The sequence below is a fragment of the Micromonospora sp. CNZ299 genome (genome assembly GCF_002754415.1).
In genome coordinates, this window is record NZ_PEFG01000001.1 from 5,543,094 (window position 1) to 5,559,587 (window position 16,494).

Annotated in this window: 16 protein-coding genes; 9 read left to right on the forward strand and 7 right to left on the reverse strand. The window is 70.2% G+C overall.

The features are described from left to right. Window positions 1-168 precede the first annotated feature (168 nt). The 4 genes from CLT68_RS25235 (at window position 169) to CLT68_RS25250 (ending at window position 5,044) form a co-directional block, all read left to right on the forward strand. Window positions 169-2,052: a Xaa-Pro dipeptidyl-peptidase gene (locus CLT68_RS25235; protein ID WP_099854622.1), complete on the forward strand. Its 1,884-nt coding sequence runs from the start codon at window positions 169-171 to the stop codon at window positions 2,050-2,052. Between the two features lie 512 nt (window positions 2,053-2,564). Then, window positions 2,565-3,224 carry a C39 family peptidase gene (locus CLT68_RS25240; RefSeq protein WP_099854623.1) on the forward strand — a complete coding sequence of 220 codons (660 nt, stop codon included), beginning with the start codon at window positions 2,565-2,567 and terminating at the stop codon, window positions 3,222-3,224. A gap of 249 nt (window positions 3,225-3,473) precedes the next feature. Further along, the gene (locus CLT68_RS25245; RefSeq protein ID WP_099854625.1) at window positions 3,474-4,367 is read left to right on the forward strand and encodes a DUF1996 domain-containing protein; all 894 of its coding nucleotides are present in this window, start codon (window positions 3,474-3,476) and stop codon (window positions 4,365-4,367) included. Between the two features lie 74 nt (window positions 4,368-4,441). After that, the gene (locus CLT68_RS25250; protein ID WP_099854627.1) at window positions 4,442-5,044 is read left to right on the forward strand and encodes a DUF305 domain-containing protein; all 603 of its coding nucleotides are present in this window, start codon (window positions 4,442-4,444) and stop codon (window positions 5,042-5,044) included. 79 nt (window positions 5,045-5,123) lie between these two features. On the opposite strand, the gene CLT68_RS25255 is transcribed toward CLT68_RS25250, so the two are convergent. After that, window positions 5,124-5,783 (reverse strand): TetR/AcrR family transcriptional regulator, encoded by a 660-nt coding sequence (locus CLT68_RS25255; RefSeq protein ID WP_099857605.1) that lies wholly within the window; start codon window positions 5,781-5,783, stop codon window positions 5,124-5,126. A 138-nt stretch (window positions 5,784-5,921) separates the two neighbouring features. Between CLT68_RS25255 and CLT68_RS25260 the strand changes: the two genes are divergently transcribed. Then, window positions 5,922-7,025, forward strand: a complete 1,104-nt coding sequence (locus tag CLT68_RS25260) for an aldo/keto reductase (protein ID WP_099854629.1) — start codon at window positions 5,922-5,924, stop codon at window positions 7,023-7,025. Here CLT68_RS25260 and CLT68_RS25265 read toward each other — a convergent pair. The 3 genes from CLT68_RS25265 to CLT68_RS25275 all read right to left on the reverse strand — a co-directional run bounded on the left by CLT68_RS25265 (window position 6,980) and on the right by CLT68_RS25275 (window position 10,297). Next, a complete protein-coding gene (locus CLT68_RS25265) occupies window positions 6,980-7,969 on the reverse strand; it encodes a serine aminopeptidase domain-containing protein (protein WP_099854631.1) in 990 nt (329 codons plus the stop codon). The genes CLT68_RS25260 and CLT68_RS25265 overlap by 46 nt on opposite strands. Before the next feature lie 76 nt (window positions 7,970-8,045). Next, window positions 8,046-8,942, reverse strand: coding sequence for an acetyltransferase (locus CLT68_RS25270; RefSeq protein WP_099854633.1), 897 nt, complete (start codon window positions 8,940-8,942; stop codon window positions 8,046-8,048). 158 nt (window positions 8,943-9,100) lie between these two features. Further along, a complete protein-coding gene (locus CLT68_RS25275; protein ID WP_099854635.1) occupies window positions 9,101-10,297 on the reverse strand; it encodes a low temperature requirement protein A in 1,197 nt (398 codons plus the stop codon). A 306-nt stretch (window positions 10,298-10,603) separates the two neighbouring features. Between CLT68_RS25275 and CLT68_RS25280 the strand changes: the two genes are divergently transcribed. Further along, window positions 10,604-11,716 carry a glycoside hydrolase family protein gene (locus CLT68_RS25280; RefSeq protein WP_486482310.1) on the forward strand — a complete coding sequence of 371 codons (1,113 nt, stop codon included), beginning with the start codon at window positions 10,604-10,606 and terminating at the stop codon, window positions 11,714-11,716. 1 nt (window position 11,717) lies between these two features. Here the strand turns inward: CLT68_RS25280 and CLT68_RS25285 are convergent, their stop codons facing one another. After that, entirely contained in the window at window positions 11,718-12,611 is an 894-nt protein-coding gene (locus CLT68_RS25285) for an NAD-dependent epimerase/dehydratase family protein (protein WP_099854639.1), read from the reverse strand. 235 nt (window positions 12,612-12,846) lie between these two features. On the opposite strand from CLT68_RS25285, the gene CLT68_RS25290 reads away from it, so the two are divergent. Then, window positions 12,847-13,092: a hypothetical protein gene (locus CLT68_RS25290; protein WP_486482311.1), complete on the forward strand. Its 246-nt coding sequence runs from the start codon at window positions 12,847-12,849 to the stop codon at window positions 13,090-13,092. 78 nt (window positions 13,093-13,170) lie between these two features. Continuing rightward, window positions 13,171-13,590 carry a PPOX class F420-dependent oxidoreductase gene (locus CLT68_RS25295; RefSeq protein WP_099854643.1) on the forward strand — a complete coding sequence of 140 codons (420 nt, stop codon included), beginning with the start codon at window positions 13,171-13,173 and terminating at the stop codon, window positions 13,588-13,590. Window positions 13,591-13,641: 51 nt separating this feature from the next. Here CLT68_RS25295 and CLT68_RS25300 read toward each other — a convergent pair whose 3' ends face one another. Then, window positions 13,642-14,523 (reverse strand): bile acid:sodium symporter family protein, encoded by an 882-nt coding sequence (locus CLT68_RS25300; RefSeq protein WP_099854645.1) that lies wholly within the window; start codon window positions 14,521-14,523, stop codon window positions 13,642-13,644. A 145-nt stretch (window positions 14,524-14,668) separates the two neighbouring features. On the opposite strand from CLT68_RS25300, the gene CLT68_RS25305 reads away from it, so the two are divergent. Next, window positions 14,669-16,012, forward strand: coding sequence for a glycoside hydrolase family 18 protein (locus CLT68_RS25305; RefSeq protein WP_099854646.1), 1,344 nt, complete (start codon window positions 14,669-14,671; stop codon window positions 16,010-16,012). 26 nt (window positions 16,013-16,038) lie between these two features. On the opposite strand, the gene CLT68_RS25310 is transcribed toward CLT68_RS25305, so the two are convergent. Continuing rightward, window positions 16,039-16,419: an effector-associated constant component EACC1 gene (locus CLT68_RS25310; protein WP_143743239.1), complete on the reverse strand. Its 381-nt coding sequence runs from the start codon at window positions 16,417-16,419 to the stop codon at window positions 16,039-16,041. Window positions 16,420-16,494: the final 75 nt, after the last annotated feature.

Sequence of the window (16,494 nt, forward strand, 5' to 3'; positions counted from 1 at the left end):
GATCTTCGGAGCCCCCGGAACGAGGAGTTTTCCGGCTCGCGCGAAGGATGCATCCCCGCCCGAGGGGATCGACGGGACGCCAGCGCCGTCCTAGCATGGCGACGAATGGATCTTCGAGATCGGCCCCTGCCGACCCCCGGCAACCAGCCCAACCGAAGGGAGACGCGCATGCGTCGACCCCGTCATCTGGCACTTCTGAGCATCGGCGTGTCCGGCGCTCTCGTGCTCAGCGCAGCCCCCACAGCAACGGCTGCCCCGCCCACCGCGACCACGCCCACCGGCATCGTGGTCAGCGACGGCATGACCCAACCGGTGTTCTCGCTCGCCGACGCGATCGAGGAGCGGGTGTTCGTCCAGACCCCGGTCGACACCGACCACGACGGTCGACCCGACCGGGTGGCGATCGACATCTCCCGACCCCGGGAGACCGCCACGCAGGGCTTCAAGGTGCCTGTCATCTTCGAGCACAGCCCGTACCGCAAGGGCACCTGGGGTGACGTCCCGTACCCGAGCGTGCTGGTCGACGACCTGCCGCAGAACGGCCTGACCGACCGTTCCGGACGGCGGGCGCTCGACGTGGGCACCCAGCGCGCCCAGGCGAAGGCCAACCTGCCCGGCTCGCTGGACGACTACTACGTGCCCCGCGGGTACGCGGTGGTGCTCGGTCAGAGCGTCGGCACCGGCGACTCGGACGGCTGCCCCACCAGCGGCGACCAGGCCGAGACGCTCGGCACCAAGGCGGTCATCGACTGGCTCAACGGCCAGGCGTTGGGGTACGACGCGAACGGCGCCCCGGTCTCCGCCGGCTGGACCACCGGCGCGGTCGGCATGACCGGTGTCTCCTACAACGGGACGCTGCCCAACCAGGTGGCCACCACGGGAGTCAAGGGACTCAAGACCATCGTGCCGGTCTCCGCCATCAGCAGCTGGTACGACTATTACCGGGCCAACGGTCTGGTCGTCGCCCCCGGGACGTTCCAGGGCGAGGACCTCGACATCCTCGCCCAGTACACCGCCGGGCAGGCACGGGCCGAGGGGCAGTGCGCCGACGAGCTGGCCGCCATCACCGAGGAGCAGGACCGGGTCACCGGCGACTACTCCGAATTCTGGCAGGACCGCGACTACCTCGACGCCCGCAACGTCAAGGCGAGCGTCTTCGTCGTCCACGGCCTCAACGACTGGAACGTGAAGACCGAGCACTTCGCCGGCTGGTGGGACCAGCTCGCCAAGCGCGACGTACCGCGCAAGATCTGGCTGCACCAGGGCGGCCACGGCGGCCCGGGCAGCAGCGCGTCGGTGACCCTGCCGAGCGGCCAGACGTGGACGTACAAGCAGACCGAGAACCGCTGGTTCGACTTCTGGCTGTGGAACGTGCGCAACGGCATCATGGACGAACCGACCGCGGTGCTCCAGCGCGAGGACCGGGCCTACACCACGTACGCCAACTGGCCCGACCCGGCCGCGCGTGAGGTCGGCTTGCGGTTCGCCGCCACCGACGCCACCGCCCCGGGCACGCTCACCACGGGCAAGCCGCCGAAGGCCAAGGTCGAGCAGAGCTTCGTCGACGAGGGGCGGACCATCCACCCGGACACCCTGGTGTCCAACCCGGACACGGCGAGCGCGAACCGACTGGCGTACCGCTCCCCCGAGCTGACGCAGAGCGTGCGCATCTCCGGCCGTCCGGAGATGCGGCTGCGGATGGCGATCGACAACAAGCCGGACGCGAACCTCACCGCGTACCTGGTCGACTACGGCCCGGCCGGGTCGACCGCCGCGCCGACAGTGGTGACGCGAGGTTGGATGGACCCGCAGAACCGCAAGAGCGCCGCACGCACCCAGCCGGTCAAGCAGGGCAAGCTGTACGACTACCGGTGGACCATGGAGCCGAAGGACTACGTCTTCCCGGCGGGCCACCGGATCGGCGTGGTCGTCTTCTCCAGCGACCAGGAGTACACCCTGCTGCCGTTGGGCGGCACCGAGCTGCGGGTCGCACCGAACGACAGCGAACTGCGGCTGCCGGTGGTCGGCGGGCGGAGCGTCCTCGGGTTCTGATCACGCCTCGTGCGACAGGTGGGGCGGTCCGACGCGTTCGGGCTGCCCCACCCGCGCGTCCGGCGGTGTCCGGTATCCCCCCCGGGTCAAGATCCGCGCAACATCAGGGAACTTGCTGCCTCGTCGCGGTCTGAGGCAGCACTTTCCCGGAAAGTGCGCGGATCTTGGATTGTCGACGCCCGGGGTTGCGGGGTGTGGTGTCCGGTTCGGCGGATCCGACCCTGGGGTGGGTGTCGGGTTTCGGCGTGGGTTTCCCGTGGTCGGGGCCACCCTGGGGGTGGAATCGTGGGCCGGGCGGGGTCGTTATACCTGGCATGCCACCGCGACTTTCGGGTCGTGGGGCGAGGGCGCACCGGCCGGGAACATCCGCTGGGCCGCCCCGGTTACATCCCCCGCAACGCCCGAGCAGATCCCCCCAGGGATCGCCGGCGTTCTCGCGAGACTTTCCCGCACGGTCACCGTCCCCCCTTGCGTGTCGTGCGGACACCCCCGATGCAGAGGAGCACGCCATCATGCGTACCGATCTGATTCGTAAGACCGCTCTGACCGCTGCTGGCCTGGCCTTCACCGGCGGCGCCATCGTCGGACCGATCACCGCCGCGTACGCCGCGACCGATGCCAAGCCCACCACTCAGACGCAGTCTGACCGCAAGCCGTCTGGTGAGCGTCAGCTGGGCGTGCGCTACGAGGCGCAGCCGAACTTCTACTACTGCGGACCCGCCGCCGCCCGTAACGCCCTGAGCGTGCAGGGCAAGAACATCAGCGTCGACGCCATGGCCAAGGAGATGGGCACCACCGAGGCCGGCACCAACTCCATCAACGACATCACCCCCGTGCTGAACAAGGAAACCGGCAAGAACGACGCCTACCGGTCCGTAGAGATCAGCACCCCGGATGCCGACGCCAAGCAGACCGACAAGCTGCGCGCCGACATCGTCCGCACCGTCGACGACGGCCGGGCCGTGGTCGCCAACATCGCCGGCACCACGACTGACACCGACGGTGGTATCCACTCGTTCGAGGGCGGGCACTACATCAGCGTCGTCGGCTACCGCGACAACGGCAACACGGTGAAGATCGCCGACTCCGCCGACCCGAACACCGCCTCCTACGAGGTCACCGTCGAGCACCTCGCCGACTGGATCGCCACCCGCGGCTACGCCACCAGCTGACCCCGCACCAGACACGAAGCGAAGGGCCGGACCCCACCACGGGGCCCGGCCCTTCGTCGTCTTTCATTTCCGCCAATTGCGGAACGTATTGACAAGTTTCGACATCAGGGTGAGGCTTGACCTGCTGAGAGCGCTCTCTCGCACCCGGCCTCAAACCGGCCACCACCAGTCTGGCCAGGGCAATCTCCGATGTCTTCGGCGGCGGCGCCGGAGCTTTCCCTGACCCGTCCCCCCGACAGGAGTCACACGATGGACAGGGCCGCACCCCTCTCCGGCACCCACCGCCGGCTGCGCCTCGCCACGGCGATCGGCGCACTGCTGGTGCTACTCGGCACGTACGTCGCCTCCACCACCGAGCGGGCCGACGCCGCCCCGGTCGCCAACGCCATCCGGGTTGCCGAGTTCCCCGCCGACTGCGCCTACAGCCACCGGCTGCCGGACGACCCGATCATCTTCCCCGGGCTGCCCGGGGCCTCGCACATGCACAGCTTCTTCGGCGCCACGGTGACGAACGCCAACACCACCCTCCCTGACCTGGTCAACTCCCCCAGCACCTGCAACCCGCGGGTGGACGTCTCGTCCTACTGGGTGCCGACCCTGTACCGCGACAACGTGCCGGTGGAGCCGGCGATCGCCACGTTCTACTACCTGGGCGAGGGCGTACGCTCCGACGTCGTCGCGAACACCCAGCCGTTCCCGCTCGGGCTGCGACTCGTCGCCGGCAACGCGAAAGCCACCGGCTCGAACGACAGCATCGCCCGGTGGTCGTGCCTGCACGCCGGGCACGTGGCGCCGTCGAAGGACTTCGTCAACTGCCCGTCCGGCACGATGCTCGAGTCGTACCTGGACTTCCCGCAGTGCTGGAACGGCCGCGACCTGGACTCGCCGGACCACAAGAGCCACCTGGCGTACCCGGTGAACCAGGCCTGCCCGAGCACCCACCCGGTGCACGTGCCCAAGCTGCGGCAGGTGCTGCGATACCCGGTCACCGGCGACCCCTCGCGGATCCGGCTCGCCTCCGGGCCGGGCTACACCATGCACGGTGACTTCTTCAACGCCTGGCCGGTCGCGGAGATGGCCCGTCGGGTCCAGGACTGCATTCGCCCCGTCATCAAGTGCGGTCACGACGGCCGACCGATCTGAGCCGACAGGCTCCCACCACGGAGGCGGGTCCGGTCACGCCGGGCCCGCCGTCCGGGGGGGCGAGAGGAGGCCGGATGCGAGCCCTCGTGAGCGCGTCCATGTCCCTGTCCCTCGCGGCGCTGCTCGTCACGGCCTGCGCCACCGGATCACCGACCACGACCGCACCGTCGACCGCCGCACCCTCGATTGCCGGACTGGCCGGCTCGGTGTCGCCCAGCGGCTCGGCCAGCCTGTTCAGCCCCACCGACATCGCGTGGCTTCAGCTGACGGTGGCGATGAACGAACGCCTACTGCCGGTGCTGGACATGGTGCCGGGTCGGACCACCGACCCCGCGTGGCAGACCTTCGCCGCCCGGCTCGGCACGGCGCACCACGCCGACCTGAGCATTGCCCGACGGCTGCTCGCCGAATCCGGTGCCCCGGCGACCAACCCGCACGAGGGCCACGACATGCCGGGCATGGTCACCGAGCAGGAGTTGACGACGTTGCGGTCGGTCACCGGTGTCGCGTTCCAACGATTGGCAGGCCAGCACGTACGAGCGCACCTGCAACAGGTGGTGCGGGTCGCCACCGCGGAGCAGCGGAACGGGGTGCACCCGGCGACGACCGCGTTGGCCGCGGAGGTGGTCCGGGCCGGCGACGCCGAGCTCACCCGACTCGACCGGTTGACCCCGTAGACCGCCACGCCGATCGCCCTCTCAGCCGGTCGCCAGCAGCCGGGCGATCGTCGCTGGCTCCGCCAGGTGCGGGAAGTGACTACCGGGCAGCACGGTCACCACGACCTCCGGCAGGGTCGCGCCTTTCCTGCTCTCCGCTCGCCCGGGCGCTGGCCCGAAGCGAGTCGATGGTGAGGTCGAGAGCCGCCTCGAGGTGATCGATCTTCCCGGTGGAGAGCAGCAGTAGGACGCCGCCCTGAATGCCGGCCAGCAGCGCCGCGGAGGCACGGTCGGCGTCCACGTCCGGGCCGATGTCCCCGGTCGACTGCATGTGGCGGATGCCCTCGGTGATCGCCGCCTGCCAGCGCCACATCAGCCCGGTCACGATCGCCTGCGCGCCCGGCGCGCGTCGGCCGGTCTGACCGAGCAGCCCGTTGAGCGGGCACTTCACGCCCTGCGCGAGGTAGCGCTCGATGAGCCGGTCGCGCCACGCCAGCCAGGCCGACCAGGACGTCAGGTTGCTGAGCATCGGCTCCTGGTCGATGAGCACCTGATCGGCCTCGTGCTGGGCCACCGCGAGCAGCAGGTCCTCCTTGCCGCCGGGGAAGTAGTGGAACAGCTGTCCCTTGCTGGTGCTGGTGTGGGCCATCACGTCTTCGAGGCGTACCTCGTCGACGCCGCGCTCGCGGATCTCGGCGGCCGCGCCTGCGACGATCCGCGCCCGGGTGGCCTCGCCCTTGCGGGTCAACCCCCGTGTCATGAGACCCCCGTCACCGATCTGCGTCCGTACCTGCCGGTCCAACGCTAGCGCGGACTTTGGACTTGCAGGTCCATTTTTGCCGAGCAAAGGTCTGGGACGGCCCGCTCGGGGCCGACGCGCGATCGAGAGGACGCAACGATGAACCACTACTACCTGCTCGGGCGGTCCGGTCTGCGGGTGAGCCGGCTGGCGCTGGGCACCATGAACTTCGGCGTCGACGGGTTCCATGCCGCCTACGGCAAGACCGAGGAGGAGGCGGAGCCGATCTTCCGTCAGTACCTGGAGTCGGGGGGCAACTTCATCGACACGGCGGATTTCTACACCGCCGGGGAGAGCGAGAAGATCCTCGGCCGCCTGATCGACCGGGCCGGCGTCCGCGAACGGCTCGTGCTGACCAGCAAGGCCACCAACACCGTCGACCCGACCGACCCGAATGCCAGCGGCAACGGTCGCAAGCACATCACGCGGGCTGTGGAGGCCTCGCTGCGCCGATTCGGCACCGACTACATCGACCTGTACCTGCTGCACACCTGGGACCGGATCACACCGGTCGAGGAGGTCGTGCACACCTTCGACGACCTGGTGCGGGCCGGCAAGATCCGGTACGCCGGGCTCTCCGACGTGCCGGCCTGGTACGCGGCCCGGGCGCAGAGCTACGCCGAGGCACACGGGCTGGCCCCGATGATCAACGTGCAGCTGCCGTACTCCCTGGTCACCCGGCACATCGAGGCGGAGTTCGTGACGATGGCCCAGACCCTGGGAATGGGTGTCACCGCGTGGAGCCCGATCGGTGGCGGCCTGCTCAGCGGCAAGTACCGCCGGACCAGCGAGGGCATGAGCGGCACCGGTCGGTTGACCAACCCCGACGCCGCGGGTCGGGAGATCAGCCCCGGCGACTGGCAGGTGATCGAGGCACTGGAGAGCGTGGCCGCCGATCTGGGGCGCACCATGGCGCAGGTGGCGATCAACTGGGTGGCCACCCAACCCGCCGTCGCCTCGGTCGTGGTCGGGGCGAGCAGCCCCGAGCAGCTCGCCAGCAACTTCGGCGCGCTCGACTTCGAGATCCCGGCGGACGCCCGTCGGCGACTCGACGAGGCGAGCGCCCCGAACCTCGGGCTGGTCTACAGCATGTTCACCCCGCAGTACCAGTCCTGGGTGGTGAGCCCCGGCCTCGGCATCGGCGACAAGCCGGCCGGTTACGCCCCGCCGGTGTTCAACGGCGCCACCCCGCCCACCCGGTAGGGGAACGGTCCGGGGAGCGGTTCCCCCTCGTAGAGCGCGATGTACAGCCGGCGCAGCTCGGGCCCGTCGGCGCCGAGCGCGGTGAGGTTGAGGGTGTTGTGGCCGACGCCCAACGCCTCCGGCAGGGTGCAGACCTGGAGCGGAATCGCGTTTGCGTCGGCGATCCGGCGCGGCACGCGCTCCGCCGCACCGAGGTCGACCACGCCGTCGAGGGGGCTGATCGCGACGGCCGCGGTCCGCAGACCGGTCCGTCGTGGCGGCTTCGGCAGAGTACGCGCGATGCTCAGGTACCGGGTGACGGCGGCGAGGCTGTAACCGCGCGACGTGACGCGGTCCGGGAGGATGCGGCGCCCGTACAACATGATGAGCGGTCGGACCGCGAAAGCCGGCGCCTGCCGACGGTCCGGGCCGAAGAACGGCGACAGCAACAGCAGACGCCGTACGACGGTGCCCGGCACCTGGGCCAGCCAGGCGGCCAGGACGGCACCGCCGGAGATCCCCACGACGCCCACCTCGTCTCCCAGGCCCTCGGCGACGGCCAGCGCCCGCGCGGCGTACGTCGTCAGCTCGTCGGCCTGGACCCGGTGGTGGGCCCGCAGGTCGACGGTGCCGTGCTGCGGGGCCCGCGGAACCCAGACGTTGTAGCCGCGGTCGAAGAACTCCTCGGCCAGTTTGTCGTACTGGTCGGGCGCGAGGGTGTATCCGTGCAGCAGCAACACGACCCTGCCGGTGCGGGCGCCGTGGCTCAGGAGACGGCTGCGCGACTCCGGGCGGACCTCCGGGTCTGCCGCCTCCGCGGCGATGACGGCCTCGGCGGCACGGACGGCGGTGTCGAAGTCGAGCGGTCGCGCCGGTGCGACCGGTGGCTCACGGCGCAGCGACCGCCGGAGGCAGAGCGCGGCGACGGCCGCCACGACCAGCGCCAGTACGCCGACGATGAGCATGGCCCGATGCTGACAGGGCCAGCGGTCGACGCCGGTGCGGGGGTGCGCCCCGGTGACAGGGCGCACCCCCGATCCGCTACTCCTGCTGGTCCGCCGGCGCGAAGACGACCCTGGTGCGCAACTGCCGGAACCCGGTCCGTTCCAGCTCGGCCAGCACCGCCACCCGCCGCGCGTCCACGTCGGCGATGACCTCCCGGGCGCCGCCGGCGGCCAGCAGCCGGACCGCCTCGACCAGCAGTTCTGGCCGGGCCGCCTCGTCGAGCAGGCCGAGGTAGACGAGAAGTGGGTAGCAGGCGTCCCCGGCGGTGCCGACCAGACCCACCGGCTCTCCGGCGTCCAGTGCGACGCGCCATCCCTCCACTCCGTCCCCCAGCCAGCCCAGAGGGTCGGTGGAGAGGTCGACGCCGCTGACCACCCGTGCGATCTCGACGCCGGTCAGCACGTCCGGCTCGTCGATCCTGGCGACCAGGGCGTTGACCTCCGTCGCGTCGACCGGCGGCCGGAAGTCGTACCGTCCGGAGGACGCCGGCAGGGGTGTGCCCGTCCAGGAGCACCGGAGCCGCTCCCCCCGCTCGACCAGGCCGGCGAGCCGAGCCGCGGCCATCGGTGCCTCCACCACGGCCCGCACCTCGGGGCGGCGCCGCCAGTGTGCCGGCAGCGCGGCGTAGTACAGGCCGGGGCCACCCAGCGCCTGGTGGGCGGCGTGCAGCAGTTCGGCGCCGACCTCGGGCTCGGCGTCCAGATCGAACCGGTCCAGCCAGGGCGCGCCGACGGCGCCCGGTGGGAGGAGCCAGGCGGCCCGGCCGACCACCCGGCCGTCGCGCAGGGCGACCCAGGTGGTCTCGGGCCGATAGCCGCCGCCGGCGACCCCGTCGGCGTAGCCGACCTGGCGCAGTTGGGGCAGCGGATCAGGCATGGAGTCGAACAGGTTTTCCTCGCCCGCGACGAGCGGACGGATGACCAGATCAGTCATGGCGTGGTCCTCCGGGAAGCGAGCGCCCCGGATCAGATCCGCGCGGACGCCGGAGCGCGGAGGGGGCGCAGAACATCGGACATTGTTCTGACCTCCTCCCGGCTCGACGGCGTGCCGGAAGAACATACGCCGATCGGTCGCCGGCCCGCAACGGGTTGTCACAGAGTCGGGTTGGTTTCCGACCCTCGCTTGTGGGCCCGCTGGTCGAACACGGCGATGCCGGCCAGGATCACCGCTGCGAGGGCCGCCACGGCGACCGGCGGGAGAAACACCATCGGTACCGCCGCCAAGGCCAGCGTCACCGCACCGACGTACAGCACCCGACACCGCGGCGTGGTTCTGCTCGCCCGCTCCAGGGTGCTGCGCCCGAACAGGAACAGCACCGGGCCGCCGAAGATGATGACCACCAGAGCCCAGTCGATCGGCGGGTGCGGGTCCTCGATGACCTGTCCGAAGCCGACGGCGGTGCAGATGATGCCACCGACGATCAACAGCAGGCTGTAGCTCGCCCACGGCGACAGCTGGACCCCCTCACCGCTCGGGGTCGAGGCATGGCCGGACCTGACGTGGTAGAAGTAGATCCGCCAGAACGAGACCACCGCCACGAACGAGGCGACGAGGGTGATGGTCCCATCGGTCGAGAAGCCCGGAAAGCTGACCGCGGCGCCGGCTTCGAGCACCACCTCGGCGAGAGCGATCATGAAGAACTGGTTGTACCGCTCGGCGAGATGCGCCTGCGAGACAGTGACCCCCAGGGCGTTCAGCTGTCTCCCGCCTATTCGCGGAAGGGGGTAGGTGGTGGCGGCGCCGATCATCTCGATGGCGAGAGCGAGGGTCCAGAAGATGCCCCGACCGAGACCACCACTGATCCCACCACCGATCCAGAGCACGCCGGACACCAGGTGCCAGGTGAGCACCCGGAGCGAGAACGCGTAAACCGCATGGCCCCGCAGGGCGAACGCCACGAAGAGCGGTCGGCCGACCTGGATGACGACGTAGGTGCAGGCGAAGACGACGCCGCGCTGGCCGAAGGCCTGCGGCAACGTGACGGCCAGCACCAGGGTGCCGAACATCGTGGCCAGCAGGACGACCTGGAGATCGGGGCGTCGAGGGTCGTAGGTGCTCGCCAGCAGAGCGTTGAGCGACCAGATCATCCACATCGCCGTGAAGAACAGCACCGTCTGGCCCGCCTCGGACAGCAGCGTGTGCCGGACGATGGTCAGGTCGTCCGCGACCCGCCCGGCGAGACGGGCCAGCGCGAAGACGTACACGATGTCGAACAGCAGTTCCAGGACCGTCGCCGAGTTCGGGCTCCTGCTGTCCCCGAGCCCACGGGACCCGATGCGCGTCAACACGGACGGCGGGACAGCTCAGCCGGCCAGGGCCGCCGACACGGGCGGGCCGAGGTGATGGCGGTGCTCGGCGATCCGACCCGTTGCCATCGCCCCCGAGCCCCCTCACCGACCGCGTGATCCAGTTACGCGCACTTTATCCATCTTCTGGCCGATTCCGCGGTGGATGGCGGATCTGGCCCGCTGCTCACCCGGGCAGAAACTGTTATCCCGTTACGGGCGTCCAGTCTCCTGAGGGGAAGGTGGTGGCAAGATCCGCCGCTACCACGGCATCGGACAGCGATGCGACCACACGGAGGAGTCGAGACGATGCGCGCAACAGGTCAGGGTGGAGCGGACGCCGCGAAGGGGAATCGGGGCGTCCACGCGGCCCCCCGACGCGGATTGTCCGGCCGCCTCCCGACCGGCGCGAGGCGTCTGCTGTGGCCGCTCGCCGTGGCCGCCGTGGTCGTCCTCCTGGTGACCGGGGTGATCGTCGTGATCCAACCGACCGGGCCGACGCCCGCACCCGCGGCTGCCCCGCAGTCCGTCGACGAGCCGCTGGGCGCCAACCCGGCGTCCAGCTCCGCCACCGCGACCACGCCCGCCGCCACGCCGAGCCCGACGGGAGCGACCCCGTCCCCGACCCTGACGCCGACGGCGAAGCCGACGACCGGGCGTACGGTCGCCCCGGCGGCACCCGTGGTGACCTCGAAGCGCAAGGGTGTCGGGGTGTGGACCTTTGACGGCGTCAACCAGGCGCTGGCCAGCTCCGGGGCGAGCTGGTACTACACCTGGGACGTGGCCCACCAGGGCGTCACCAGCCCGCAGGGCGCCGAGTTCGTCCCGATGATCTGGGGGGCGAAGAGCGTCACCGCCACCAATCTGCAACAGGCCAGGAAGAACGGCAGCCACCTGCTCGGTTTCAACGAGCCGGACCTGAAGGGTCAGGCGGAGATGACCGTGGAGCAGGCGTTGGAGCTGTGGCCGCAACTGGAGGCGACCGGCCTTCCGCTGGGCAGCCCCGCCGTGGCCTGGGGCGGTGACCGGCCGGGCGAGTGGCTCGACCGCTTCATGGCCGGCGCGAAGCAGCGCGGGTACCGCGTCGACTTCATCGCCCTGCACTGGTACGGCGGCGACTTCACCACCGCCAACGCCGTCAACCAGCTCAGGTCGTACCTCCAGGCGGCGCACGACCGCTACAAGCTGCCCGTCTGGCTCACCGAGTTCGCCCTGATCGACTTCTCCAACGGCGTTCGCTTCCCGACCCAGGCACAGCAGGCCGCGTTCCTCACCGCGGCGACCAGAATGCTGGGCGGCCTGTCCTGGCTTCAGCGGTACGCGTGGTTCGGCCTGCCCGCAACGGACAAGGATCAGACCGGGCTCTTCCGTACCGGCAGCGAGGCGACCGCCGTGGGCCGCGCCTACCAGGCGGCTCGCTGACCTAGAGCTGATCCACGTGGTCTCGCCAGGAGTGCTGCGGCTCGTACCCCAGCACCCTGCGGGCCTTGTCGATGCTGAGCAGGGTCTCGTGCTCGCCCAACTCCTTGCGGACCTCGACGCCCGGGTAGACCTCGGCCATCAGGCTGGCGCTGGACCTGGTCATGACGGTGTCGGCGTTGGCGATGATGAACACGTCGGCGCCGGGCTGGTCGTGGGCGAGGGCCCGCTCGACCGCCTGGGCCCCGTCCCGGGCGTCGATGTAGCCCCACAGGTTCCACCGCCGCAGCAGCGGGTCGGCGTCGAAGGAGGGGAACGGGGCGTAGTCCTCGACGTCCATCACGTTGGAGAAGCGCAGACCCACCATGACCAGATCCGGGTCCCAGCGGCAGAAGTGCCGCGCCATCTCCTCCTCAAGGGCCTTGTTCAACGAGTACGTCGACTCGGGGCGCGGCGCGTACTCCTCGTCGACCGGCGCGTACGGCGGTGGGGTGTCGAACGGCAGCCCGAGGACCGTCTCGCTGGACGCCCAGACGACCCGCCTGATCCCGGCCGCCCTGGCGGCGGCGAAGACGTTGTACGTGGCGGCGGAGTTGTTGGCGAACGTGGTCGCGTTCGACATCAGCCCGGGGGCCGGGACCGCCGCCAGGTGCACGACCGCGTCGATACCGCCGGCGTGCTCGTCGGCGCCTCCGGTGAACGCCTCCACCACCTGCCCGTAGTCGATCAGGTCGACCTGGAGGAACTCGCCGGCCACGTCGCGGGGGTCGCGGCCTCCGGCGCGGTCCACCGCCAGCACGTCGACGCCCACGGCGCGCAGGTGGGAGACGACGGCGCGACCGAGCTTGCCGGTGGCCCCGGTGACGACGACGCGCGTGGGCAGTGCGGGATCGGTCATGACCACATCTTCTCCGGCGTGGCGCGGCACCCTGCACGCGGGTGGAGCACACCCCAGCGGCCCTGCCACGTGGTCGCCGGCGCGACGCTGGCACCGCTGCTGGCCGAAGCCGGCCCGGCGCGCGGCGAGACCCGATGGCAGGCTGAGGGACACCGGGTACGCCTGGTGGGCCGACCGCTGCTGCCGCACGAGCGGACCTGGGCGGACCTCGACCAGGCGGCATCACGGTACGACTTTGGGAGTCAGCGCGATGGGAATGATGGTAACCGCGAGGCGGATCGAGGCCACCGCGGATGAGATCCGCTATGAATTCGGGTTCGAGGACAGGTTCGACCGGATTCTCACGATCGATCCCAGAACCCTTGAAGCAGGTGTCGACGACGGCGAATTCAACTCGGCCGCCAGCGCGATCACCGTAAAGATCGTCAAGGCGTGGCGGTCCAGCGGCGAGTTCCCCGCCACGATGATGTACGCCAGTTGAGCGATCACATCTCACGGTGACCGGGACGGTGGGTGCGTAACGTGCAGGGGTAACCCTGACGCGACGAGGAGAGACTTCATGTCCAAGCCACCGCTGCCCGAGCCCGCGATCGCCATGCTGCAGAAGCCGAACCCCGCTGTCATGACCACGCTTCGCAATGGTGGTCAGCCGGTGTCCGCTGCCACCTGGTACCTGTGGGAGGACGGCCGGATCCTGGTGAACATGGACGAGAGCCGCCGCCGGCTGGAGCACGTCCGCAACGACCCGCGGGTGTCCCTGACCGTGCTCGACGAGGCCGGCTGGTACACCCACGTCAGCATCATCGGGCACGTCGTCGAGCTGCGGGCCGACGAGGACCTGACGGACATCGACCGGTTGTCGCAGCACTACACCGGCAATGCGTACCCCCGGCGGGAGCGCGCCCGGGTCAGCGCCCTGATCGAGATCGACCGCTGGCACGGTTGGGGCTCCCTCAAGGACAACGACCAGGTCGGCTGACCAGCATCAGCCCGGCCGGCGGCACCGCCGGCCGGGCTGGCGGCACCCGGGTCAGGGCTGCACGGTGGCGGGCCGGGCGCCGACGCGGGTCACCAGGTAGCCGAAGGCCGCCGCGGTGAAGAACATGACGATGCCGTAGACGGCGCCCGGGATCGCCATCTGGGTGCTGTTGAGCAACGCCGGGCTGAGCGCGATAGTGATGGCCAGGGTGCTGTTGTGGATGCCGATCTCGAACCCGGCTGCCGTCGCGGCGCTCCGCTCGACACCGGCGAGCCGCGGCACCCCGTACCCGATGGCGAGGCTCAGCAGGTTGAACGCGAGCACGGCCAGGCCGACCGCGACGAAGTAGTCGGCGATGTTCTCCCGTTCGCCGAGCACGGCCCCGGCGATCACCGCGACGAGCACGACGACGGAGAGGATCCGGACCGGCCGGTTCAGACGCTCGGCGACGTGCGGCAGCCGGGCCCGGATCAGCATGCCGATCGCGACCGGGACGAGCACGATGGCGAAGACCTGCACCACCTTGTCGAACTGCAACCCGATGCTCCTGCCGTCGGGCAGGAAGTACGCCGCCGACAGGTTGACCAGGATCGGCAGGGTGAACACGGCGAGCACCGAGTTGATGGCGGTCAGGGTGATGTTCAGGGCCACGTGGCCGCCGAACAGGTGGCTGTAGAGGTTGGCGGTCGTGCCGCCCGGCGAGGCGGCGAGCAGCATCATGCCGACGGCCAGCTCGGGCGCCAGGTCGAACGCGAGGACGAGGCAGAAGCAGAGCGCCGGCAGCACCAGCACCTGGCACACCAGGGCGATGACGGCGGCTCGTGGATGCTGGGCCACCCGGCGAAAGTCCGCGATGGTCAGTCCGAGACCCAGACCGAGCATGATGATGCCGAGGGCGATGGGCAGGCCGATCAGAGTCAGGGCGGAGTCCATGGCACAACATCGTTACCACCGGGTAACGCCGCAACAATCCCCCATGTGGCTGGACGCTCTTGACCCCGGACTGTGATCGGCTTAACTTCATCAATCAGATAAGTCTCTTTACTAATTCTGCTTGATGCCTCGTGGGAGTGTGCCGATGCGACCATTCCGCCACCGCCGTCTCACCGCCGTCGTCACAGTGGCGGCCCTGCTGTTCACCGCCGCACCGCCCAGCGCCGCCAGCGCGGGCGACAACCAGCAGCGCCGCACCGGTTACCACCGGGTCGGCTACTTCACCCAGTGGGGCATCTACGGCCGGGCCTTCCCGGTCAAGAAGCTCGACACGTCCGGGGCGGCGAGCCGCCTCACCCACGTCAACTACGCTTTCGGCAACGTCAGCGAGGACGGACGCTGCTACGTGGACGGCGGGCCGGGCGAGGGCGACGCCTGGGCCGACTACCAGCGACCCGTCCCCGCCGAGGAGAGCGTCGACGGCGTAGCGGACGCCCCGGGCCAGGCCCTCAACGGCAACTTCGGCCAGCTCGCCAAGCTGAAGACCAAGCACCCCAAACTGAAGGTGCTGATCTCGCTGGGTGGCTGGAGCTGGTCCACGTACTTCTCGAACGCCGCCCGCACCGACGCCTCCCGCAAGGCGTTCGTCGCGTCCTGCATCGACCTCTACCTGAAGGGCAACCTGCCCGGCGGGGACGGCGCCGCCGGCGGCCCGGGTGCCGGGGCCGGCGTCTTCGACGGCATCGACCTCGACTGGGAGTGGCCCAACTGGGAGGGTGAGCCCGGCAACGTCATCCGCCCGGAGGACCGGGAGAACTTCACCAAGCTGCTCGCCGAGTTCCGCCGGCAACTCGACGCGTACGGGCGCACCACCCGGACGCACCACCCGCTGACCGCCTTCCTGCCGGCCAACCCGGCCACCATGGACGCCGGCTACGAGGGCCGCAAGATCTTCAAGTACCTGGACTTCGCCACAGTGCAGGGGTACGACTTCCACGGCGGCTGGGAGGCAGTGGCCAACCAGCAGTCAGCGCTGCGCGTACCGGCGGGATCGCCGGACAACCCGGACTTCTCCGTCGAGGTGGCCATCGACGGCTGGATCGCCCGCGGGGCGCCGCGCGACAAGCTCGTGCTCGGCATCCCGTACTACGGTCGGGGTTGGACCGGTGTCACCGGAGGCGGCAACGGCCTCTTCCAGCCGGCCACCGGGCCCGCGCCGGCCACCTTCGAGGCCGGCTACGAGGACTACAAAAAGCTCAAGACCCTGGCCGGCAACGGCTACACCGTGCACCGCGACCTCCGCGCCGGGCACGCCTGGCTGTTCGACGGTACGACGTTCTGGACGTACGACGACCCGGCGGTCGTGTTGCAGAAGACGCTCTACATCCGCCGCGCCGGTCTGGCCGGAGCGATGATCTGGTCGCTGGACGGCGACGACGACAACGCCACGCTGACCAGGACGATCGGCCTCGGCCTGACGACCTGGTAGGCGTACCCGCGACGCGCCGCCCGTGATCACCTGGTCTCGGGCGGCGCGCCCTGTCCGGGGGAAACCGCGCGCACGGCGGCCTCGATGAGCCCGGTGACCTCGTCCATGTCCCGAGCCCGGTGCACGTCCAGCTCGGCCGACCAGCCGTCCGGACGGCTGAGCTGGACCGTCACGTCGTCGCGGCGATGGGTCAGCCAGCCGGCGATCGCCTGCACCAGCACCATGACGGTGCCAGCGTCGTCGGCCACCACCCGCAGCACCTCGGTGTCGCCCGCCGACGAGGTTGTGGTCACCCCGTCGCGCAGCCGATCCTCCGCGCGTAACCAGGACGTCAGCGAACGCCGAGCATCGGCGGACGGAAGATCCGGGAAGACCGAGAGCGTGATCATCTCAAGAGACGCCGGCACTGTCTCCTCCTTCCGGGCGAGGTGGACCCCACCCCGCCATCCTGCCAGCCGGCGCCGGCACGAGCATCCCGTGCA